This is a genomic window from Notoacmeibacter ruber (assembly GCF_003668555.1).
GTDB lineage: Bacteria > Pseudomonadota > Alphaproteobacteria > Rhizobiales > Rhizobiaceae > Notoacmeibacter > Notoacmeibacter ruber.
Map to the genome: position 1 here is coordinate 2967619 of NZ_RCWN01000001.1, position 21865 is coordinate 2989483.

A 21865-nucleotide genomic window follows, 5' to 3' on the forward strand; every position below is an offset into this window, starting at 1 on the left:
CGCTTCGCTGGCGTGCAAAAGCCGGATGAATTTACGTCAGGTCGAACCCCAGCATCTTGCCAACGGTGAAGACGTCCTTGTCGCCCCGGCCGCAGAGGTTCATGACGATGATCTGATCCTTGTCCATCTGCGGCGCGCGCTTGATGACTTCGGCAAGGGCGTGGCTCGGCTCCAATGCGGGAATGATGCCTTCCAGGCGGGTCAGAAGCTGAAAGGCCTCCAGGGCTTCGTCATCCATGATCGGAACATATTCGACCCGGCCACTCTCTTTCAGCCAGCTGTGCTCCGGGCCGATGCCCGGATAATCCAGGCCGGCGGAGATGGAATGGCCCTCAGTGATCTGCCCGTCGCCATCTTGCAGAAGATAGGTGCGGTTGCCGTGCAATACGCCTGGTGATCCCGCCGTCAGGGAGGCGCAATGCTCGTCGCCGTCGAGCCCTTTGCCACCGGCTTCCACGCCGACGATCTGAACGCTTTTATCGTCCAGGAAAGGGTGAAAGAGGCCGATCGCATTGGATCCGCCGCCAACAGCCGCGACGATCATGTCGGGCAGGCGGCCTTCGGCAGCCTGTAGCTGCTCCTTGGTCTCGGTGCCGATCACGCTCTGAAAGTCGCGGACCATCTCGGGGTAGGGGTGCGGGCCGGCGGCGGTGCCAATCAGGTAATAAGTGTTTTCGACATTGGTCACCCAGTCGCGCAGCGCTTCGTTCATCGCGTCTTTCAGCGTGCCGTGGCCAGCGGAGACCGGGTTCACCTTGGCGCCCAGCAGTTTCATGCGGAAGACATTCGGTGCCTGCCGCTCCACATCGGTCGCGCCCATATAGACCTCGCACGGATAGCCGAACCGTGCGGCGACCGTCGCGGAGGCCACACCGTGCTGGCCGGCGCCGGTCTCGGCGATGATGCGCGTCTTGCCCATACGTTTGGCAAGTAGGATCTGCCCGAGGCAATTATTGATCTTGTGACTGCCGGTATGGTTCAGCTCGTCGCGTTTGAAGTAGATCTTGGCGCCGCCGAGATGCTCCGTCAGCCTCTCCGCGAAATAGAGCGGTGAAGGCCGGCCCGTATAATGGGTGTTCAGATAGCTCAGTTCGGCCTGAAACTCCGGGTCCTCTTTCGCCTTGGACCACTCCTCCTGCAGATCGAGAATGAGCGGCATCAATGTCTCGGCGACAAAACGGCCGCCGAAAATGCCGAACATCCCTTCGGGGTCGGGCATGGCACGGAAGGAGTTGGGGGTCTGGGGAGAATTCACCGGAGCGTACTTTCACTGGGACCGAAGATCGGATGGGCATGCCGCAACTTCGCGGCGTCCTCAAGGCGCGTTCTAGCGAAACGAACCGGGGGGAGCAACGGCGCTGCGACGCCAAGACGTCATCACTTCGAAGTGTCCGGCATGGCGTCGACTGCATAGCGCTGTATCGTCGGACCAAGGGATTCAATCACCTCGTTCCGGGACATGGCCGCAATAGGGGGAAGTTGCAGGATGTAGCGACAGAGCGCCAGTCCGAACAACTGGCTGACGATCAGGCCGGCCCGGCGTTCGGCGTCGATCGGGTTAATGCGAGTGACCATGGGCACAACCTGGCGGGCGAAAACATCGTGTATATCGGCCCGCATCTCCTCGTTCTGCGCCGCTGAGCGAAGCAGAATGGCGAGACCCTGATCGCGTTTCTCGTCCTCCCAGAGGTCAAGAAAATGCTCGGTCAGGGTCTTGCCGATCTCCTCGCGATTAAGGCTCCCGGGATCGGGAAACTGCAGGTCGACCACCGTGGCGGCCGCGAATAGCCGCTCTTTCGAGCCGAAATAACGGATAACCATAGAGGGGTCGATGGGGACGGCCTGAGCGATTTTCCGCACCGTCGCGCCTTCATAGCCTCTTTCAAAAAAGAGACGACGGGCTGCTATGAGGATTGCGCTTCTGGTTCGCGAGGATTTGGTAGCGTTGCGGTGTTCATCGTGCATAGCCCATTTTGCCAACAGGTGTTGACAAAAACAAGGCGGCTACTCTACCCGTTAAGTCAACAGGTGTTGGCTTTTAGGTAGATAAGGCGGTGACGCAGATGAACTCACATGTGAGCGGTCATGACTTCCTGATCGGCGCGCTGATCGCGCTCGTGATGGGTGCGGCCTTCGTCGTGTTCGGAGGGATGCCGCTACTGGCGACCTTCGTGCCGGGTCTCGCCTTCGCCTTGGGACTTCTGGCATTCCTACGAAAACAGAACGTTGCAATGGCCGAGGGCGCGCGACTTTACCCGCTCTATTTTGGAACGTTGGCGTGGCAGTTCATCCATTTCGCGGAAGAATACATCACCGGGTTTCGAAGCCGTTTCCCGGAGCTCTTCGGCAGCACGCCCTATTCCGCCGAACTCTTCGTCGAGATCAACATGATCTCGTACTTTGTCTTCGTGATTGCATTCCTGCTCGTATTTGAGGGTCGGCGCCGCTTCCTGCTCATCCCGGTGCTGTTCTTCGTGATCTATGGCGCCATCGGCAACGCGATCGCACACACCTATTGGGCGCTCTGGTCTGGCGGTTACTTTCCCGGCCTCTTCACCGCGCAGCTCTACTGGGTGCTTGGGCCAATGCTGCTGGCACGACTGCTTGGCTCCTGGCGGCCGGCTATCGTGACGACCACCGGGTTCGGGATCGTGCTGATCGCTACGCTGACGCTGACCATGATTTGAGGTGAGCGCTTTCGGTTCGCCTGACGGCTTTCGTCACGCGGCCCTTTTTAGCGCTGGATGACCGAGAACCGGCGAATTAAGCCGCCTCGGCCTCCCGAATAGCCGCAAAGAAGGCGCGGATGCGCTCGGGATCCTTGGTGCCCGGCGCGCTTTCCAGTGAGGAAGAAACATCCAGTCCGCCGGGCGAGCAGACACGAAGGGCTTCCTGCACATTGTCAGGCGACAGTCCGCCTGAAAGAAACCAGTCGCCTTTGAGGTCCTTCAGGATCGACCAGTCGAAAGAGACGCCATTGCCGCCAGGCAGCACGGCTCCCTTTGGCGCCTTGGCGTCGAAGAGCAGTTTGTCCGCAATGTCCGCATATTCATCGATGCCGGAGAGATCGTCCGCCGTTTCCACGGCGATCGCCTTCATCACGGGCAAACCATAGCGATCCTTGATTTCCTCGACGCGATACGCTTCTTCCTTTCCGTGAAGCTGGAGCATGTCCGGCCCAACCGTCTCGACGATCGCATCAAGCATGCCGTCGCCGGCATCTACGGTTACCGCGACGACACTGACGCGCTGGTCCTTGGCGCGTTTCGCCAGTTCGCCAGCATGGGATGGACCGACATGGCGCGGCGATAGCGGGTAGAATACGAAACCGACATGGCTGGCACCCGAGGCGATGGCGACATCCACCGTCTGCTCGCTGCCGAGCCCGCAGATCTTGACGTCCATCGAATTGTCTCCGGTTCAAACCAACAAGAAGCGCACCCGCCTCGGTCGGGGCGAATGCGCAGTGCACAATTTAGGGCGTCGGGCAATGCAGTGCAAGCAAACGGCCGGATTGACCGGCAGAACTGCGGCATATGGTGAACGGACGCTGCTTTCAGCTCGAAAAATCGAAGGCCTGCAATCGACCGCCATGCTCTTTTAGCCATGCCTTGGCTTCGTCCACACGGGGGCAGAGGTCGTGGCATATCGCCCAGAAATGCCGGCCATGGTTCATTTCGGCCAGATGGGCGACCTCATGGGCGACGAGATAGTCGATCACGAAATCGGGCGCCATCATGATGCGCCATGAGAAGGAGAGGGTACCGTTCGCGGTGCAACTGCCCCACCGACTGCGCGTATCGCGAAACCGGACCGCTTCGATCGGGCGGCCGAGCGTTGCGGCGTGGGCGTGAGCGAGCGGCACCATCATGGCTTCCGCCTCTTGGCGCAGGAATGCGGCGAGCCGTTTCGGCAAGGCTTCCTGGGGGCCATGAACGAGAATGGTCGGCCCGTCTTTTTCCTCGATGAGGGCTGGCAGGCCGCGCAGTTGTCCGGAATGGAGAATTCGGCAGGAGCGACCGCGAAAGGTGAGGTCGCCGCCCGCTACGAGTTCGGTTCCCTGATGGCGGTCCAGTCGTTCGGCCAGCCAGCCGGCATTGCGATCCAGAAAAGCATCGATCTGTTTTTTTGAAACACCGGGCGGTGCGGTTACACGCAGTGAACGTCCACCCGGCACGATGCGCAGGATCAGGCGTCTGGCGCGAGGATTGCGGTGAATGGCGAGCGGCAAGGCCCGTTCACCGACGGCGTGCAGGCGTTCTTCCTTCTTTGTCGAAGGCGAGCGGCGCTGAAAAAGGAGGGGCGAGGCGGCAACCATGACGCGCACAATAAAGCGATTCGGTTCCATAAGGTTAACAGGAACTGACCGCTTTTCGTGTGGCCCGCGAAACCGCAAACCAACACCATCGAGAATCGTGCGAATGAAGAAAATCGTGAAACGTCCGCTTTCGATGACGGGCACCCAAGCCTGCCATATCACAGAAACCAAAAGAAAGGCCGGGTTCATTTAAACCCGGCCTGAAACAATCGTTCGTGTCGAACAGCCTTACCCGGCGTACGCGCCACCGGCCAGATCACCGGTCTGATCGGCTTTTTCGTGTTCGACCGTCTTGCGCTCGCGGCGGGCGGCCATGAAGGATTCGAATTCCTGCTTGTCGCGCGCCATGCGCAGTTCGCGCATATGCGTATCGAACTCTTCACGCATTTCCTCGACCTTGCGGCGCTCTTCCGCAAGACGCTTCAATTCGTCATCACGCCATGCGTCAAAAGCAACATTGCCGGTCGACGGCGCAGATGCGCTACGCGCTGCGCGGCGCCATCCCGCCACGACGCGATCGGTGGCACCGTTGACGTCTGTCCTGAAGGCTTCCAGCCGGTCACCCCACAGGATGAAGGCCAGCATGGCCAATCCAAGCGGCCACCAGAGCATGAAGCCGATGATCATCAACGCGATGGTCGCGGGCGTCCAGGCGGGACGGATCAGGGCATTGGATTTCATCGAAAGCATCCTTTCTCACCTGCGGTCACACGAAGTGGGGGATCGAAACATAGCGACCGCTCTATGTTTATGAGATGGGAATTGCTTCGGTCCGATTCAAGATTTTGTGGGTCTAAATCGATCGATCACGCGCCTTGCTGCGCGGATACTTGCTCGGCCATTGTATCGCAAACCCGCAAGAGCAGGGCGATATCCTGTTCGCGCGACAGGCGATGGTCGCCATCCTTCACATAGGTCAGGGTCACGTCGTCTGCCGGCAAGCGCTCCATCAGCGATTGCGCCGTCTGCCACGGGACGTCGGGGTCTTCCATGCCCTGAACGATATGGACGGGACAGTGCGTGTCGATGAGACCGTTCAGAACACTGTTTTTCTCGCCATCGTCGAACAGCTTCTTCGTGAAGACATTCGGGTCGGGTCCATATGGTGTCGGCACTTCATGTCGGCCGGTCTCTTCCAGGACTTTCTTTTCCTTGGCCGTCAGCTCGCCATTCAACATGCGAGACGTAAAATCGGGAGCCGGAGCGAGGAGGATCATTCCGGCGATGCGGTCCGTCTCACCAGCTTTGACCATTTCCTGCACGGCGCGAAGGGCAATCCAGCCGCCCATGGACGAGCCGACAAGGACCAGCGGGCCATCAGTCAGTCGATCGAGCACCGCGAGCGTTTCCGACAGCCACAGAGAGATGGTGCCGGCCTCGAAATCGCCGCCGGATTCGCCGTGACCGGAATAGTCGAACCGAAGAAAGGCATGGCCGGTCTCGGCGCAATGGTTCGAGATGGCCTCGGCCTTCGTTCCGGCCATATCGGAGCGAAATCCACCCAGCCAGACGAAGGTTGGCGAGGCCCCATCGACCCGCCGCCAGGCGATGGGCGTACCGTCAATCGTTAGCCTGCCTTGTTCTTCCGGCATGATCGCTCCAGTCCGCTTCGCTTTTGGGCGTGAAAAATAATCAGGGGCGTGTTATGAAGAGGCACCGTCGTCATGGCAATCAACAATCCCTATATAGGTGAGGTCGTCATGGGCAGCGTTGCAACGCTGCTGACACGGCAGAAAATTTGTAAGTTTAACGGTTCAGGAGAACACGACCATTCGCAGACCTTTTCGAGCGCCTCCCCCCACGAAGGAAGGGCCGCGCGCAAACCGAGAAATCCGTGTGCCCACCGTCATGCTCATCGATGCAGACGGGGAAAACCGCGGAGAAGTTCCCACTGAAGACGCAGTCCGCATGGCGGAAGAGGCCGGCCTCGATCTGATCGAGGTGCAGACCAACGCCAAGCCGCCCGTCTGCAAGATCCAGGATCTTGGCCGGCTGAAATATCAGCAGCAGAAGAAGAAGGCCGAGGCGCGGAAGAAGCAGAAGACGATCGAGATCAAGGAGGTGAAGATGCGGCCCAACATCGACACCCACGATTACGACGTGAAGATGAAGGCCGCTAAGCGCTTCTTTGAAAATGGCGACAAGGTGAAGGTCACTCTGCGTTTCCGCGGTCGCGAAATGGCGCACCAGGAACTCGGTATGGAGCTTCTCAACCGCGTCAAGGAAGACACGGTGGATATCGCCAAGGTCGAGGCCGAGCCGAAGCTCGAGGGTCGTCAGATGATGATGGTCCTGGCACCGCGCTGAGCGCGACCGCTAGTCCGACGAAATGAAGCGGCCCCCGGCGGGGGCCGCTTTTGTATTCATAGCTGAAAAAAGACGGATCGCGCTTAGGAGCCTCAGCTCGTCTTCCCGTTGTCGCGACCGAGCGTGGCAAACGGGTAATCCGTATAGCCTTCTTCCGCGCCGCCATAGAACGTATCCTGATTGGGCTCGTTGAGGGGAGTGCCGTTCAGCCAGCGCAGCGGCAGGTCCGGATTGGCCAGGAAATCGCGCCCGACGGCAACGGCATGGCACCAGCCCTCGGAAACGTATTTCTCGGCGTGTTCTGCGTCATAGGCGCCATTGGCGACGAAGAAGCCGTGCCATTCACGGCGGACCTTCTTCAATATTTCGGCTTTCTCAGCGGTGCGGTCTTCGCCGCGGAAGCTCTCGACGAAATGAAGGTAGGCCAGTTCCCGCTTGTCGAGCTCGGCGATGAGGTAGGAGTAGAGCCCGACCGGATCGTCTTCCGGCACGTCATTGGCTTCGCCGAGCGGCGATAGCCTGAGGCCGACCTTGTCCGATCCGATCTCCTGGATAAGGCGATCGGCGACCCGTAAGGTCAGTCGGCTGCGGTTCTCGACCGAGCCGCCATATTCATCTTCCCGCTTGTTCGAGCCCGAATGAAGAAACTGGTTCAGCAGATAGCCATTGGCGGAGTGGATCTCGACCCCATCGAAGCCGGCTTCCATGGCGCAGCGTGCAGCGTGGGCGAAATCCTCCACGAGTTGATCGATTTCCTCGAGCGAAAGCGCGCGGGGCTCGGAGACATCCTCGAAACCATCATGGGTGAAGGTTTTGGCATCGGCCCGGATTGCGCTGGGCGCGACAGGCTGTTCTCCCTTCGGCTCGATGTGGACATGGCGGATACGGCCGACATGCCATAGCTGGCAATAGATACGGCCGCCGGCGGCATGGACGGCATCGGTGACGAGGCGCCAGCCTTCGACATGCGCGTCTGTGTAGATGCCGGGGGTCTTGATGTAGCCCTTGCCAAGAGGGGTGATCTGCGTCGCTTCAGAGATGATCAGTCCAGCCGAGGCACGCTGCGCGTAATATGTGGCGGTGACCTCCCAGGGCGTCCCGTCGTCATGCGCGCGGTTGCGGGTGAGCGGAGCCATGAAAACCCGATTGGGAACGATCAGATCGCCCATTTTGTGCGGAGAGAATATCGTCTGAGGAGCCATGAAGCTGTCCTTTGATTTACGAAAAGAATGGAGTGGGTCGGACATCGTGCGCGAAGGCCCAATGTCGAGACCGCGGAGGGATGATGCGCGGTGACGCACCGTTGCTTTTACGAAGACGCCGGCAATGGAGGCGTTTCGGCCGGATGTGGAACCGAAATACCGCTCAGCAGAGCATCCAGATGCCAGACCAGCCCTTCCGGCCGGTAATCGATCTCGACCGTCTGGTCCGTCGCGCCCGTTACCCCGTAACGAATGAGCCGCGATCCGAAGCCGGACCGTGAGGGCTCGATGACGGTCGGCCCGTTCCTTTCCGTCCATCTCATGGTCAGCCGGTCTTCATTCTCTCCGGTGACACGCCATTCCAGATCGACGCGGCCCTCTTCCACGCTGAGCGAGCCGTGCTTGGCGGCGTTGGTCGCCAGTTCATGAATTATGAGGGACAGGGAAAGAGCGGCCCCGGCAGCCAGAGCAATATCCGGGCCCTTCCAGCTAATGCGCATCGGCTCGTCCTGATGAGGTCGCAGAGCATTCGTGACCACATCGATGATGCCTGCCTGCTCCACCGACCCTTTGAGAAGGACCTCATGGGCATGCCCGAGCGCTGAAAGGCGGCGGCCTATACCGGCCTTGGCGCTCTCCAGATCTCTCGCCGACCGCAGCGACTGCGAAACGATGGACTGCGCCATCGAAAGGGAGTTTTTGAGTCGGTGAGAGAGCTCGCGATTGAGCAGTTCACGCTGTTGCTCTGCTCTCAGGCGACCAAGCGCGGCCTGCACGCGGTCCGCAACGGCATAGCTGAAGCGAAGATCGCGCTCGCTCCAGTCCACTGGACCGTCACTATGAATCAGTACGACAAGAACGAATTTGCCATGTTCCAGAATGGGGATGTTGATCAGCGCTCTGATGCCGAGGCCGAGAAGAGCATCGGCGTGCATGGCTGTGCGTGGGTCATGTTCGACATCGTCAATGGCGACCACCTGCCCTGCCTTCAGGTCGTCGATGAACGAGCCATATTCGCGAAAGTTGTGCTGACCGGAAATGGAGCTTGTACCTGACCGTCTCCACTCGGGAGGAATGAAAACGGTTTCGCTGCCCTCATCCACAATGCCGAAACCGGCGCGGCTTGGCGTCAGGACCTCTGCCATGCTTGTGGCGGCCGCGTAGGCGATGCTCTCTATGTCGGTCAGTTCGCGGAGACGATCACCAAGCTGAAGCAGGGCCTGTTTGCGCAGTTCTGTAAGCCGGCGGTCCGTTATGTCGAGCAGGACACCAGGGAACCGCCTCGGCTTGCCGTCTTCGCCGCGATAACAGTGTCCATTGACCGCGACCCAGCGCGGTCGAAAGCCATTCGGAACATCGGCAATCCGAAATTCTTCGGAAAAGGGCCCGCCGACGTCGACCGCATGGCGGATGGCTGCGTCCACGTGAGCCCGGTCGCGCTTGTCGATGCCGTCGATAAAGCGGGAAAAGCTGACGCCTTCCGCCGCCTGCTCGGAATCGATACCTAAAAGGTCCGCGCATTTCCTCCCGGCGTGGAAGCGGTCGGTGGGAATATCCCAGTCCCACCATCCGATGGCATGAGCTGCATCGAATATCACGGCGAGCCGCTCTTGCATGATAGCATCCGGTTCGGTTGAACCGGACGTTTCAGAGCTATTTGCTTTCAGGGTCGGTGAGCCATCTGCCCCGACGCGGCCTGGGGCGTTTCCAGCGTCGGAGGGGCTGCTCGGCCCGGCGCCATCACGCATCACATGACCGGGTGGTTGAAATCCGCCAATAAGCGGTTGAAGTCGGAGGGCAGATAGGGCTTTGGCATGAAGCGGGCGCGATGGGGCAGGGACGAATCGTCAATCGTATGACGGCCGGACGCGACGATCACGTCGATGGGCGGCCACCGGTCGGCGACTTCGCGCGCCAGGGCAAGCCCGTCGATACTTCCCGCCAGATTGATGTCGGTGAAGAGGATGCAGATATCGCCACGCTGCCGAAGCACAGCGAGTGCTTCCTTGGCGTTGGTCGTTTCGATCGGCAGATAGCCCGCATCGGCCACCATGTCGGCAGCTTCCATCAAAAGGAGCGGTTCATCCTCGACAATAAGGACGGCCTTCTTGCAAGTGGAAGGCGGAGGGGTTGCTGTTGCCATTACTCGTATCGCATTACTATTGATTGCCGAAAACGCCGTCAGCCGTCGGCGGTTCCAATTTTTTTGCGTTGCGGGAAAAATATCTGGTCCGCTCTTGGCTGGTTTCGGTCTGAGCGCATCCGCCTTTCGGATCGGCCCTTGCGTCCATGATCGACACGCGCTAATAGCCCGCTGTTCTGAGACAGCCGGCAGGGCATGCCGTGGTGTCTCTAAATGCTAAGCCCGAATGTTCGTCGCTTTCGGGTCGGCTTTGAGGACCGGCATGGGATGAGCCATGCCGCACCCGCCAGTTAAGGAGAGCAAAATGCCCAAGATGAAGACGAAGTCGTCCTGCAAGAAACGGTTCAAGATGACCGCTCGGGGCAAGGTCAAGGCGCAGGCTGCCGGCAAGCGCCACGGCATGATCAAACGGTCCAACGACTTTATCCGCGATGCGCGCGGCACCATGGTGCTGAGCGAGCCGGATACCAAGCTCGTAAAGATCTTCATGCCTTACAACCGCTAAGCGCGGTCCTTCCCCGAAACACTGACGCAGGAGAACCAGAATGGCCCGCGTGAAAAGAGGCGTGACAGCTCACGCCAAGCACAAGAAGACCATCAAGGCAGCCAAGGGCTTTTATGGCCGCCGCAAGAATACGATTCGCATCGCCAAGCAGGCCGTCGAGAAGTCGATGCAGTATGCGACTCGCGACCGCCGCACGAGGAAGCGCAATTTCCGCGCCCTCTGGGTTCAGCGCCTCAACGCCGCTGCCCGCGAACATGGCCTGACCTATAGCCGCCTGATCGACGGCCTGAACAAGGCCGGTATCGAGATGGACCGCAAGGTCCTCTCCGACATGGCGATCCATGAGCCGGAGGCATTCGCTGCTGTTGTCGCTCAGGCCAAGGACGCTCTGTCCTACCTGAAGGACGGCAATACCAACGAATATGAGCGTGCCGTCGGCGCATAAGACGGATAGAGAGTCCGGCGCGCTTGAACCGCGCCGCGCTTTCTGACAGGACAAGCCCGCGAATGGCCCCGCCATTTGCGGGTTTTTTCGTGCCGGCCTTCGACCGGCGCACGAGGAATGGACGAGACTATGGACGATTACGCATCCCTTCGCGATGAAATCATCACTTCGGTGGAAGCGGCGGCCGACGAGCCCGCGCTGGAAGAGGTTCGCGTCTTCGCTCTCGGCAAGAAGGGGCGCGTGTCGGAATTGCTGAAGGGGCTCGGCAAGATGTCGCCCGACGAGCGCAAGACCGCCGGTCCCGCCCTGAACGCCCTGAAAAACGAGGTCAACGAGGCGATCGGCGCCCGGCGCCTTATTCTGCGTGAGGCGGCGATCGAGGCGCGCCTTGCCTCTGAAACGGTGGATATCACGCTGCCGGTCCATCCTGCGCCCGCGGAGACGGGGCGCATTCACCCGATCAGCCAGGTTATCGACGAGATCACGGCGATCTTCGGCGATCTGGGCTTCGAGATCGCTGAAGGGCCGGATATCGAGACCGACTATTACAACTTCACCGCACTGAACTTTCCAGAGGGTCATCCCGCGCGGGAGATGCATGACACCTTCTTCTTCCGACCGGACGAGAAGGGGGAGCGGAAAGTCCTGCGGACCCATACTTCGCCCGTTCAGATCCGTACGATGGAAGCGCAGAAGCCGCCGATCCGCATCGTCATTCCCGGCAAGACCTATCGGCAGGACAGCGATGCGACCCATTCGCCTATGTTCCATCAGCTCGAAGGGCTGGTGATCGACAAGACGGCCAATATCGCCAATCTGAAGTGGGTGCTCTCGGAATTCTGCAAGGCGTTCTTCGAGGTCCCCTCGCTGAATATGCGCTTTCGCCCGTCCTTCTTCCCGTTCACCGAACCGAGCCTGGAACTCGATATTCAGTGCGATCGCTCCACGCCGGGCGAAGTGCGTTTCGGCGAGGGCGACGACTGGATGGAAATTCTTGGCTGCGGCATGGTGCATCCGAACGTGATGCGCATGGCCGGGCTCGATCCGGACGAGTATCAGGGCTTTGCCTGGGGTATGGGGATCGACCGCATCGCAATGCTCAAATACGGCATGCCCGACCTCCGGGCCTTTTTCGATGCCGATGTGCGATGGCTCGCCCATTATGGTTTCCGCCCGCTCGATATGCCGACGCTATTCGGCGGGCTGAGCCGCACTTGAGCCCTGTCGAAACCGGGCGGTGTCGCTGCGGCGCCGTCCGTTTCGAACTGACCGCGGAACCGCATTTCGCCAGCTATTGCCATTGCACGGATTGCCGGCAGGCAACCGGCGCGCCCGTCGCTTCGTTCATCGGCGTCCATGATGCGGATGTCGTCTGGCAGGGTAAGCCGGAGGGCGAATATGGCGAACCGCCCGTGAAGCGGTTCTTCTGCTCCTTATGCGGCTCACCGATCGGCTATCGTGATGAGGGATTGGCGGGCCGCTTATATCTCTATCACGGGGCGCTCGACGATCCGGAGCGCTATGCGCCGACGCACCACGCCTTCACCTCGGAGCGGCTCGACTGGTTCGCCACGGCGGACGACCTGCCTCAGCATGAACACTTCTCGGTCCAGCGGTCAGACGAGGATCATTGATCCTCGTCTGGGACCGGCACGTTGAAGCCGTTCAGCGTGACGGAAACCAGGCAGTAGAGGCCCACCAGAAAGATAAGTTCGTGTGCGCCCTTCTTGCCGAAGGTGTCGACCGCTTCGTCATAGGTCGGGCGCGGCAGAACGGCCCCTTCGAGCAAGGAATTGGCGACGTCGTAGGCGACCTGCTCTTCACGGTCCATATGTTCCGGCCGGACACCCGCGACCAGTGTGGAGATGCGCTTCTCATCGATTCCGTGCACCTCGGCGATCGCATCATGCGCGTAGATTTCATAGGCTGAGTTGAAATGTGCGCCGGTGCGAAGAATGGCGATTTCCCGTGCCCTTGGGGGCAGGGTCGCTTCCATACTCATGACCTTGGTCAATTCCCAGATCGCCTTGCCGATTTTGGGTTCGTGTAACCATGGGTTCCAAGGACCCATCAGGGCGCCGTTTTCGGCGATCGCTTTGAATGCGTTGAATTTCTGTTCGATACCTTCCTTCATATCGTCATAGATCGGCTTCTGCTCGGCGCTCAGGGTATCCGGGGCGATCAGGTCGAGGCGCATGGGGCTTCCTTCGTGTCGGCTGGTGTGGCGGGCGTGACTCCCTAGCTAGTGTCGTCTCCTGCGCATGACAGGCTCTTTACCTGCCGGCATTGCGCACGATATTGGCTGTTGATGACCGCCTAACAGACAGGAAATGACGAGCATGGCCGCCAAACGTATGATTGCCACAGACATTGTTGCCGTGATCGCCGGCGGTGTGCTTGGGGCTATCGCGACCAATCTTCTCGTCTCGGTCTTTACCGATGGCGCGGCGCTGCAGGATCTGATGCTGATGTGGGGCCGCTATGTCGTCGCCATTCTCGTCACGGCGATCTATCCTTTTCTCTACAAAACCCTTCCCACCTCAATCGCCGCCATTCTCTCACTGCTGGTCGGGGTTCTGGTGCCGTCGGTCCTGTCGCGGCTGTTTTTCGGGGGCGATGCCTCCTGGGGCGTACTCTTCGCCTTCAATGCGGTTTTCGCCGTCGTCTCTCTCATGGTGTATCGCGCGATACACGCCTGGGCCAAAGGCGCGCTGTACAAGGCAAACGGCTTCCGCGCCTAATAATTGTTTGAACGTATCCGACTGTTCTTTTTGTCGATGCGTGCGATGTGCATCGAATAAAAGGAACCAATTCCATGTGGTATGACAGCGATCCCGGCCTGCTCGGCATCCTGGTTTCGGCGATCATCGGTTTTGCGTGGCTGATCTTCCTGCTTCGGCTGGCCGGCAAGCGAACTGTTGCCAAGTTCAACATGTACGACATGATCCTGACCTTTACGGTCGGGTCGGTACTCGCTTCGATGATCGTTCTCGAGGGTGTCAAAGTTGTTGAAGGCTGCCTTGCCATGGCCGCTCTCGTGGCGCTCGATTGGCTGCTCTCCTACGCCGCTCTGAAATCCCGGCTGGTTCGCGACATATTGAAAGCCCCCCCAACCGTTCTGGTGAAGGATGGAGAGTTGCAGCGCGACAACATGCGAAGAGAGCAGATGGTCGAAGAAGAGATCGACATGCTCCTGCGCCAGAACGACATCACCAACCTTTCGGAAATCGAAGCGCTGACCATCGAGTCCGCTGGCGATATCGGCCTGATCAAGCGCCGCGAAGGCGTTGACGAACCACAAACCCTTCGAAAGCTGCGGACCAAAGACGGCGGCGTCGAGTAGCGCCTGGGTTCAGGCGCTTGTCTCGAACTCCATGATCGTCTCGTCGACAGCCAGGCTGTCGCCTTCTTCCACGGCAAGCCGCTTGACGGTGGCCTGACGTTCGGCGCGCAGCACGTTCTCCATCTTCATGGCTTCGATGATGGCGAGCGCCTGACCTTCCTCGACCTTCTCGCCTTTGTTCACCATGAGCGAGACGACGAGGCCCGGCATGGGGCAAAGCAGGAGGTTGGAGGTGTCAGGCGCTTCCTTGACCGGCATCAGCGCGGCAAGTTCCGCCACATGCGGCGAATAGACCTTGGCCACCAGATCCATGCCGGCATGACGCAGACGGTAACCGGCGGTAACGGGGTTGACGCGCATCGTAAGGGTGTCGCCCTCGATCGTCAGACGGGCGAGGGTCTGGCCGCGCCGCCAGTCGATCTCGACCATGCCGAGCGCCTCTCCATTCACCGTGACGTTGAAGCCACCGGCGGCCGGGATGGCTTCGACGGCCATGCGCTCATCGCCAATGAAGACGGAAAGGTTGGTTGGCGTGCCGCCGACATGCAGATTGCTGCCCGTCGTTGCACCGAGAGGCTCGCGGGCGGAAAGGCGCTTCAGAAGCGCTGCCGCCACCGCAAGGTCACGCAGGTCGTTTTCGCCGGGGGCGGCGCCCTCGAAGCCCTCGGGATACTCCTCCTCGATGAATTTGGTGGAGATGTCGCCGCTTTTCCATTTCGGATGCGCCATGATGGCCGAAAGGAACGGGATGTTGTGGCCGATGCCGTCCACCACGAAGGCGTCAAGCGCATCGGCCATGGCTTCCGTCGCCTCATCGCGCGTCGGCGCCCATGTGCAGAGCTTGGCAACCATCGGATCGTAGAACATCGAGATTTCCGAGCCGTCGGTGACGCCCGTGTCATTGCGGATGATGGGTGTGCCGCCGCCAATGGCGGAGCCGCCGGGGCCCTCCGCAACGGGATCGCCTTCGCTTCGCTCTCCGACCGGGCCTTCCGCCGGTGGGGCGTAGGCGGTCAGCCTCCCGATCGAAGGCAGGAAGTTGCGATAGGGATCTTCGGCATAGAGCCGGCTCTCGATCGCCCAGCCATCGATACCGATATCGTCCTGGGTCAGGGCCAGTTTCTCGCCTGCGGCGACGCGGATCATCTGCTCGACGAGATCGACGCCGGTGATCAGCTCAGTCACCGGATGCTCGACCTGCAGGCGTGTATTCATCTCCAGGAAGTAGAAGTTCCGGTCCTTGTCGACGATGAATTCGACCGTGCCGGCGCTCTCGTAATCGACGGCCTTGGCCAGCGCGACCGACTGTTCGCCCATCGCCTTGCGGGTCTCTTCGTCGAGGAAGGGTGAGGGCGCTTCTTCGATCACCTTCTGGTTGCGCCGCTGGATCGAGCATTCGCGCTCGTTCAGATAGAGCGTGTTGCCGTGGCTGTCGGCCAGGACCTGAATTTCGATATGGCGCGGCTGCTCGACAAATTTCTCGATGAAGATGCGGTCATCGCCGAATGAGGAGGCCGCCTCGGACTTCGAGCGCTCGAAGCCTTCGCGTGCTTCCTCGTCGTTCCAGGCGATGCGCATGCCCTTGCCGCCGCCGCCGGCGGACGCCTTGATCATCACCGGATAGCCGATCTCGGCCGAAATCTTGGCCGCTTCCTCGGCATCGGCGATCAGGCCCATATGGCCGGGGACGGTCGAGACGCCGGCCTCCTGTGCCAGTTTCTTTGAGGTAATCTTGTCACCCATCGCCTCGATGGCCTTGGGCTTGGGGCCGATGAAGGTGATGCCGGCCGCTTCCAGCGTCTCGCAGAACTTGGCATTCTCGGACAGGAAGCCGTAGCCGGGATGGACAGCCTGTGCTCCCGTCTTCCGGCACGCTTCGATGATCTTGTCGGCGACGAGGTAGGACTGGTTCGCCTGCGGCGGGCCGATATGCACTGCCTCGTCGGCCATCCGCACATGGACGGCGTCCTTGTCGGCATCGGAATAGACCGCGACCGTAGCGATCCCCATCTTCTTTGCTGTCTTGATGACCCGGCAGGCGATCTCGCCGCGATTGGCGATGAGGATTTTGGTGAAGGGCTTGTTGCTCATACTGTCAGAACATCCTCGAAGGCTTCGGGGTGGGTGGATCGCGCCAGTGGCTCGTCGAGCTTGAGCAGCGCCTGATAGGAGGCCGGATCAAACGGGTGTTCGGCCGGCACGATTTCCTGGCCGAACACCCAGCTCAGGCGACCTGCATCCAGATTGCCGCGCTCGAACGGCTCGGCGCCGAAATGATGCCAGATGGCGTGGAGAAAGGCGGTGTCGGCCAGCTTCTCGATGTCCGGGCGGTCCGCCGTCCGGCGCTTGGAGAAAAGCTTCACGACACCCTTGGGATTGGCCCGCCGTATCGTGAACTGCAGCCCCGTGCCGGGCAGGCCGGACGGAAACCCGCGATGCTTGGTCATGTCTGGAAGTTTAGGCATCAGGCTCTCCGACATATTTCGCCGCACTCAGAATGTGCTGCGCAACGCCGTCGCTGTTTCGAAGAATGTCATCGTTCCAGAAGCGCAGAACGCGGTAGCCCTGTTGCTTGAAATAGGCGTCACGTTCGGTGTCCGAGGCGGATTCGGCATGTTGGCCACCATCGGCTTCGACGATTAGCCTCTTCTCGAGGCAGACAAAGTCAACGATGAATCGACCCAAGGGCTGCTGGCGACGAAACTTCAGCCCGCCGAGCTTACGCCCTTTCAACATCTGCCACAGTGCGTTTTCGGCAGGCGTAGGATCCCTCCGCATCTGGCGGGCGAAGGCAAGATTGCGGGTTCTAATCTCTTTGGCCAACGAACCCCCTCTCTTGCGATTTCTAGTACTTGGCTGCGCCAAGACACTGAAATCGCTTTCTCCCCCTCCAAGGGGGAGAAGAACACAGCTTCGATCTTTCGGAAAGGATTGAGGGCGAGCATGGACGGATATGGAGCGCGTCATCTCTCCCCCTGAGGGAGAGAAAGCCAATTGCTGGGCTTGGGCAAGGACCAAGTCCTTGCAATTGGCCAGAGAGGGGGTCGTTAATCCACCCATCACAGCGGAATATTGTCGTGCTTCTTCGTCGGGCCTTCGACCTGCTTGGTCTTCAGGATCTCGAAGGCGCGGATGACGCGGCGGCGGGTCGAGTGCGGCATGATAACCTCATCGATGAAGCCGCGCTGCGCCGCGATGAATGGGTTGGCGAAGCGGTCCTCATATTCCTTGGTCCGCGCGGCGATCTTCTCCGGGTCGTCCAGTTCCGAGCGGTAGAGGATCTCCGTCGCGCCCTTGGCGCCCATCACCGCGATCTGCGCGGTCGGCCAGGCATAGTTGACGTCGGCGCGGATGTGCTTGCTCGCCATCACGTCATAAGCGCCGCCATAAGCCTTGCGGGTGATGACGGTCACCTTCGGAACGGTCGCCTCGGCATAGGCGAAGAGGAGCTTGGCGCCATGCTTGATGATGCCGCCATATTCCTGCGCAGTGCCGGGCAGGAAGCCGGGCACGTCCACGAAGGTCAGGATCGGAATGTTGAACGCGTCGCAGAAGCGGACGAAGCGGCCTGCCTTTTTGGCGCTGTCGATATCCAGCACGCCCGCCAGCACCATCGGCTGGTTGGCAACCACGCCGACCGTTGAGCCATTGAGCCGGATGAAGCCGATCAGGATGTTGCCGGCATGGTTCTTCTGTACCTCGAAGAATTCGGCCTCATCGGCAACCTTCCGGATCACTTCGCCCATATCGTAGGGCTTGTTGGCATTGTCCGGCACAAGCGTATCGAGGCTCATTTCGAGACGCTGCGGATCGTCCTCGGTGGCATAAACCGGCGGCTTCTCGCGCTGGCTCTGCGGCAGGAAATCGAACAAGCTGCGAATTTCCATCAGCGCTTCGACGTCGTTTTCGAACGCGCCGTCGGCGACCGAACTTTTCTTGGTGTGGGTCGATGCGCCGCCCAGCTCTTCCGCCGTGACGATCTCGTTGGTGACGGTCTTCACCACATCGGGGCCGGTGACGAACATGTAAGACGAATCTTCGACCATATAGATGAAGTCGGTCATCGCCGGCGAGTAGACCGCGCCACCCGCGCAAGGACCCATGATGACGGAGATTTGCGGGATGACGCCGGAGGCCTGGACGTTCCGCCAGAAGACTTCCGCATAGCCGCCGAGCGAGGCGACGCCCTCCTGAATGCGCGCGCCGCCTGAATCATTGAGGCCGATGATCGGCACGCCGTTCTGCACGGCCAGATCCATCACTTTGCATATCTTCTCGGCATGGGTTTCGGAGAGCGAGCCGCCAAAGACGGTAAAGTCCTGCGAGAAGACGTAGACGGGCCGGCCATTGATCGTGCCCCAGCCGGTAACGACGCCGTCGCCCGGATATTGCTGCTCTTCCATGCCGAAATCGGTGCAACGATGCGTTTTGAACGTATCGTATTCCTCGAATGAGCCTGCATCCAGCAGCACGTCGAGGCGCTCGCGCGCAGTCAGCTTGCCCTTGCCGTGCTGGGCGTCGATGCGGCGCTGGCCGCCGCCGAGCCGGGCTTCCTGTCGCTTGGATTCAAGCTGTTCGATGATTTCTAGCATGAGCGTCTCCCTTCTCCTCCGCCTAAGCCCAACAGCGACTGCGATAAAGGCTTGAAACTGTGGTGCTGTAAAAATAGAAATTTTGCAAACTGTGAAAAGCGAAATTGCAAATGCGTGATCGTAAAATATTTGTCGGCCGAAAGATCAGGGCCATCAGGCAGGAGGAAGGGCTGACGCAGGCGGCCTTTGCCGCGCGGCTTGGCATCTCCACCAGCTATCTCAACCAGCTCGAAAACAATCAGCGGCACGTGACCGCGCCGGTCCTGCTGGCGCTTGCCGAGAAATTCTCCATCGAGATGCGCGATTTCGCCGGCGGTGATGAGGACCGTCTGCTTGCGGATCTTGCCGAAGTCTTTGCCGACCCGGCCTTTGGTGGCCAGCCGCCCGCGCCGCAGGACATTCAGTTGGTCGTGCAGAACGCGCCAGCCCTGGCGCTCTCGGTCCTCTCCCTCCATCGCTCATTGCGGCAGTCGGGCGAGCGCCTTGCCGAACTGGACGACACGATCGAGCGCAGCGGCGTGCTGGTCGAGCCGACCCCCTACGAAGAGGTTCGGGACTATTTCCATTATATCGACAATTACATTGATGAGCTGGACCAGGCAGCCGAAACTCTGGCCGACCGGCTGGATGCAACGGGCAGCGACAGGCTGGCGCCGCTGGTGGATTATGCCGAGCGGCGATGCGGTATTCGCGTGATGATCGAAACGGGTGCCGACCGCGCCGGCACGCTCCGCCATTATGATGAAGAAACCCGCATCTTGCGGCTTCATTCGCGGTCGGGCACAGCGACCAATGCGTTTCAGATCGCCCACCAGATCGGCCTGGTCGAATATGGCGAACTGATCGGGTCGGTCGCGGACCGCGCCGATTTCCGTTCGGTGGATGCTCGTGCCGTCTGCCGGATCGGCCTCGCCAATTATTTCGCGGGCGCGGCCATTCTGCCCTATCGACGTTTTCTGTCGGCCGCGCGTGAATTGCGGCACGATCTGGAGCTTTTGGCAGAGCGCTTCGGTGCCAGTATCGAGCAGGTGGCACACCGCCTCTCCACTATGCAGCGGCCGGGGCAGCAGGGCATTCCGTTCTTCTTTGCAAGGGTGGACCGCGCCGGCAATATCACCAAACGGCACAGCGCGACGAAGCTGCAATTTGCGCGCTTCGGAAGCGCCTGCCCGCTATGGAACGTTCACCGGGCCTTCGAGGCACCGAACGGAATCTTGCGACAACAGGCTGAAACGCCGGACGGGCGACGTTATCTCTGTCTGGCGACTGTCGTGACGAAGGCTTCGGCGGGCTTCCATGCGCCGGTGCAGACCTATGCTTTGGCACTCGGCTGCGAGATCGAGCATGCCCGCCATCTTGTCTATGCCGATAATCTGGATCTGGCGCGCGATACGGCATTCGAGCCGATCGGCATTTCCTGCCGCATCTGCGAGCGGCCGAACTGCCATCAGCGGGCCGTGCCACCTCTGAAGCAGAGGCTGACGGTCGAGCCGAACCATCGCGGTCAATTGCCCTACAGCTTCTGACCGCGCATGAAAAACCGGCCGCGATGATAACATCGCGACCGGTCCGGTCTTTTCTCAGGTCAGGCAGCAGCGGCGGTGCGCTTGCGACGTGTCCGGCGCGGCTTTCGGTTGGGCGGCCGCTCAGCCGTGCGAGCATTCCGCTCGCCATGATTGCGCGACTTGGCGCCACCGCGGTTCTTGCCACCGCGACCATTCGGCTTTGCCGGTGCTGTCGCTTTCGGTGCCGGTCCCGAGCCTTCCGCGACGGGGATCGAGATCTTCATCACCTTCTCGATTTGCCGCAACTGGCCCATCTCATCGGACGAGCAGAACGCAATGGCTTCGCCTTCGAGGCCGGCACGGGCGGTTCGTCCGATGCGGTGAACGTAATTTTCAGGCGTATCGGGCAATTCGTAATTGATCACATAGGCGACGCCGGGGATATCGATTCCGCGCGCGGCAACGTCGGTTGCGACGAGAACCGTGGTTTCACCGTCCCGAAACGCCTTGATGGCCCGGTCGCGCTGGCTCTGGCTTTTATTGCCGTGAATAGAGGCGGCGTTGTAGCCATCCTTCACCAACTGCTTCATCAGCTTTTCCGCGCCATGCTTGGTGCGGGCAAAGACGATGGTCGGGGCCGACAGATCCTTGGAGAGGATTTCGCGAAGCGCGGACGTCTTTTGGCCCTTGTCCAGGAAATGAACGCTCTGCGTCACCTTGTCGGCAGCCTTGCCGGATTGCGCCACCTGAACGCGCTTCGGGTCTGTCAGATAGGCGCGGCTGATCTCTTCCATCTGCTTGGGCATCGTGGCCGAGAAGAGCATGGTCTGGCGCGGCTGGCCGAGCTTCGGCGCGATCTTGCGCAGCGCGTGGATGAAGCCGAGATCGAGCATCTGATCGGCTTCGTCGAGGACGAGAAACCGTACGGTCTCCAGCTTGACGGCGTTGCGTTCCATGAGGTCGATCAGGCGGCCAGGCGTTGCCACCAGAATGTCGGTGCCGCGATTGAGCATCGCGATCTGCCGGCCGATGGACTGGCCGCCAACAACCGTGTTGACCTTGATCGGCGTCTGTTTGGTGAAGGTGCGCAGGCTGTCGGCAATCTGATTGACTAGCTCGCGGGTCGGGGCGAGCACGAGAGCGCGAACCGTCTTGCTCTCCGGCTTGCCGTGAATGCGCAGAAGCTTGTCCATCAGTGGCAGGCCGAAGGCGAGCGTCTTGCCGGTGCCGGTCTGGGCGAGGCCCATAATGTCATGACCTTCCAGCGCCAGCGGAATCGCCTGGTCCTGGATAGGAGTGGGCGCGGTGAAGCCGTTTTGCTGCAGGGTCTTGGTCAGCGCTGATGCCAGGCCGAGCGAATTGAAATCAGTCAAATCATGTCCTTTGCGGATCGGACGCCAAGCATGGCGCACGACGATCCGTTGTGATGTGCCGCGTTTCAATTGCGGCACGCGAGGGTGCGGCGGAGCCTCGGCAGACGCAGGCGAATACCATGCGTTGCGGCC

At 60.4% G+C, this 21865-nt stretch carries 24 protein-coding genes; 9 read left to right on the top strand and 15 right to left on the bottom strand.

The window, feature by feature from the left end:
• Window positions 1–31 precede the first annotated feature (31 nt).
• Window positions 32–1219: a tryptophan synthase subunit beta gene (trpB, locus tag D8780_RS14265; protein ID WP_199699657.1), complete on the bottom strand. Its 1188-nt coding sequence runs from the start codon at window positions 1217–1219 to the stop codon at window positions 32–34.
• A gap of 158 nt (window positions 1220–1377) precedes the next feature.
• Window positions 1378–1965 carry a TetR/AcrR family transcriptional regulator gene (locus D8780_RS14270; RefSeq protein ID WP_121646203.1) on the bottom strand — a complete coding sequence of 196 codons (588 nt, stop codon included), beginning with the start codon at window positions 1963–1965 and terminating at the stop codon, window positions 1378–1380.
• 98 nt (window positions 1966–2063) lie between these two features.
• Between D8780_RS14270 and D8780_RS14275 the strand changes: the two genes are divergently transcribed.
• A complete protein-coding gene (locus tag D8780_RS14275) occupies window positions 2064–2687 on the top strand; it encodes an HXXEE domain-containing protein (RefSeq protein WP_121646204.1) in 624 nt (207 codons plus the stop codon).
• 76 nt (window positions 2688–2763) lie between these two features.
• Here the strand turns inward: D8780_RS14275 and D8780_RS14280 are convergent, their stop codons facing one another.
• The 4 genes from D8780_RS14280 to D8780_RS14295 form a co-directional block, all read right to left on the bottom strand.
• Window positions 2764–3405: a phosphoribosylanthranilate isomerase gene (locus D8780_RS14280; RefSeq protein WP_121646205.1), complete on the bottom strand. Its 642-nt coding sequence runs from the start codon at window positions 3403–3405 to the stop codon at window positions 2764–2766.
• A gap of 151 nt (window positions 3406–3556) precedes the next feature.
• Entirely contained in the window at window positions 3557–4318 is a 762-nt protein-coding gene (locus tag D8780_RS14285; protein WP_121646595.1) for a M48 family metallopeptidase, read from the bottom strand.
• Window positions 4319–4546: 228 nt separating this feature from the next.
• Window positions 4547–4999: a DUF2852 domain-containing protein gene (locus D8780_RS14290; protein ID WP_121646596.1), complete on the bottom strand. Its 453-nt coding sequence runs from the start codon at window positions 4997–4999 to the stop codon at window positions 4547–4549.
• A 125-nt stretch (window positions 5000–5124) separates the two neighbouring features.
• Entirely contained in the window at window positions 5125–5910 is a 786-nt protein-coding gene (locus D8780_RS14295; protein ID WP_121646206.1) for an alpha/beta hydrolase, read from the bottom strand.
• Window positions 5911–6088: 178 nt separating this feature from the next.
• On the opposite strand from D8780_RS14295, the gene infC reads away from it, so the two are divergent.
• Window positions 6089–6625 (top strand): translation initiation factor IF-3, encoded by a 537-nt coding sequence (gene infC, locus D8780_RS14300; protein ID WP_121646207.1) that lies wholly within the window; start codon window positions 6089–6091, stop codon window positions 6623–6625.
• Between the two features lie 92 nt (window positions 6626–6717).
• On the opposite strand, the gene D8780_RS14305 is transcribed toward infC, so the two are convergent.
• The 3 genes from D8780_RS14305 to D8780_RS14315 all read right to left on the bottom strand — a co-directional run bounded on the left by D8780_RS14305 (window position 6718) and on the right by D8780_RS14315 (window position 9970).
• The gene (locus D8780_RS14305) at window positions 6718–7827 is read right to left on the bottom strand and encodes an alkene reductase (protein ID WP_121646208.1); all 1110 of its coding nucleotides are present in this window, start codon (window positions 7825–7827) and stop codon (window positions 6718–6720) included.
• Between the two features lie 107 nt (window positions 7828–7934).
• The gene (locus D8780_RS14310; protein ID WP_158598520.1) at window positions 7935–9443 is read right to left on the bottom strand and encodes a sensor histidine kinase; all 1509 of its coding nucleotides are present in this window, start codon (window positions 9441–9443) and stop codon (window positions 7935–7937) included.
• Window positions 9444–9574: 131 nt separating this feature from the next.
• Window positions 9575–9970, bottom strand: coding sequence for a response regulator (locus D8780_RS14315; RefSeq protein WP_121646210.1), 396 nt, complete (start codon window positions 9968–9970; stop codon window positions 9575–9577).
• A 304-nt stretch (window positions 9971–10274) separates the two neighbouring features.
• Between D8780_RS14315 and rpmI the strand changes: the two genes are divergently transcribed.
• The 4 genes from rpmI to D8780_RS14335 all read left to right on the top strand — a co-directional run bounded on the left by rpmI (window position 10275) and on the right by D8780_RS14335 (window position 12554).
• On the top strand, window positions 10275–10475 hold the full coding sequence (rpmI, locus tag D8780_RS14320; RefSeq protein WP_121646211.1) for a 50S ribosomal protein L35: 201 nt from the start codon (window positions 10275–10277) through the stop codon (window positions 10473–10475).
• Between the two features lie 40 nt (window positions 10476–10515).
• Window positions 10516–10920 carry a 50S ribosomal protein L20 gene (rplT, locus tag D8780_RS14325; protein ID WP_121646212.1) on the top strand — a complete coding sequence of 135 codons (405 nt, stop codon included), beginning with the start codon at window positions 10516–10518 and terminating at the stop codon, window positions 10918–10920.
• Between the two features lie 129 nt (window positions 10921–11049).
• Window positions 11050–12138 carry a phenylalanine--tRNA ligase subunit alpha gene (pheS, locus tag D8780_RS14330; protein WP_425373654.1) on the top strand — a complete coding sequence of 363 codons (1089 nt, stop codon included), beginning with the start codon at window positions 11050–11052 and terminating at the stop codon, window positions 12136–12138.
• On the top strand, window positions 12135–12554 hold the full coding sequence (locus tag D8780_RS14335) for a GFA family protein (RefSeq protein WP_121646214.1): 420 nt from the start codon (window positions 12135–12137) through the stop codon (window positions 12552–12554). The genes pheS and D8780_RS14335 overlap by 4 nt, the downstream gene beginning before the upstream one ends.
• Here the strand turns inward: D8780_RS14335 and D8780_RS14340 are convergent.
• A complete protein-coding gene (locus D8780_RS14340) occupies window positions 12548–13117 on the bottom strand; it encodes a carboxymuconolactone decarboxylase family protein (protein WP_121646215.1) in 570 nt (189 codons plus the stop codon). The genes D8780_RS14335 and D8780_RS14340 overlap by 7 nt on opposite strands.
• Window positions 13118–13259: 142 nt before the next feature.
• Here D8780_RS14340 and D8780_RS14345 point away from each other — a divergent pair, with 142 nt between their 5' ends.
• Complete coding sequence (locus D8780_RS14345; protein ID WP_121646216.1) at window positions 13260–13661, top strand: hypothetical protein; 402 nt, start codon at window positions 13260–13262, stop codon at window positions 13659–13661.
• A 74-nt stretch (window positions 13662–13735) separates the two neighbouring features.
• Window positions 13736–14263: a DUF421 domain-containing protein gene (locus tag D8780_RS14350; RefSeq protein WP_121646217.1), complete on the top strand. Its 528-nt coding sequence runs from the start codon at window positions 13736–13738 to the stop codon at window positions 14261–14263.
• Between the two features lie 9 nt (window positions 14264–14272).
• On the opposite strand, the gene D8780_RS14355 is transcribed toward D8780_RS14350, so the two are convergent.
• The 4 genes from D8780_RS14355 to D8780_RS14370 form a co-directional block, all read right to left on the bottom strand.
• The gene (locus D8780_RS14355) at window positions 14273–16354 is read right to left on the bottom strand and encodes an acetyl-CoA carboxylase biotin carboxylase subunit (protein WP_121646218.1); all 2082 of its coding nucleotides are present in this window, start codon (window positions 16352–16354) and stop codon (window positions 14273–14275) included.
• Entirely contained in the window at window positions 16351–16728 is a 378-nt protein-coding gene (locus tag D8780_RS14360; RefSeq protein ID WP_121646219.1) for a hypothetical protein, read from the bottom strand. Before D8780_RS14360 ends, D8780_RS14355 begins: the two co-directional genes overlap by 4 nt.
• The gene (locus tag D8780_RS15950) at window positions 16721–17086 is read right to left on the bottom strand and encodes an endonuclease domain-containing protein (RefSeq protein ID WP_281004574.1); all 366 of its coding nucleotides are present in this window, start codon (window positions 17084–17086) and stop codon (window positions 16721–16723) included. The genes D8780_RS14360 and D8780_RS15950 overlap by 8 nt, the downstream gene beginning before the upstream one ends.
• Before the next feature lie 236 nt (window positions 17087–17322).
• Window positions 17323–18855 (bottom strand): acyl-CoA carboxylase subunit beta, encoded by a 1533-nt coding sequence (locus D8780_RS14370; protein WP_121646220.1) that lies wholly within the window; start codon window positions 18853–18855, stop codon window positions 17323–17325.
• Between the two features lie 110 nt (window positions 18856–18965).
• Here D8780_RS14370 and D8780_RS14375 point away from each other — a divergent pair, with 110 nt between their 5' ends.
• Complete coding sequence (locus D8780_RS14375) at window positions 18966–20381, top strand: helix-turn-helix domain-containing protein (RefSeq protein ID WP_121646221.1); 1416 nt, start codon at window positions 18966–18968, stop codon at window positions 20379–20381.
• 59 nt (window positions 20382–20440) lie between these two features.
• Here the strand turns inward: D8780_RS14375 and D8780_RS14380 are convergent, their stop codons facing one another.
• Window positions 20441–21733, bottom strand: a complete 1293-nt coding sequence (locus tag D8780_RS14380; protein WP_121646598.1) for a DEAD/DEAH box helicase — start codon at window positions 21731–21733, stop codon at window positions 20441–20443.
• Window positions 21734–21865 lie beyond the last annotated feature (132 nt).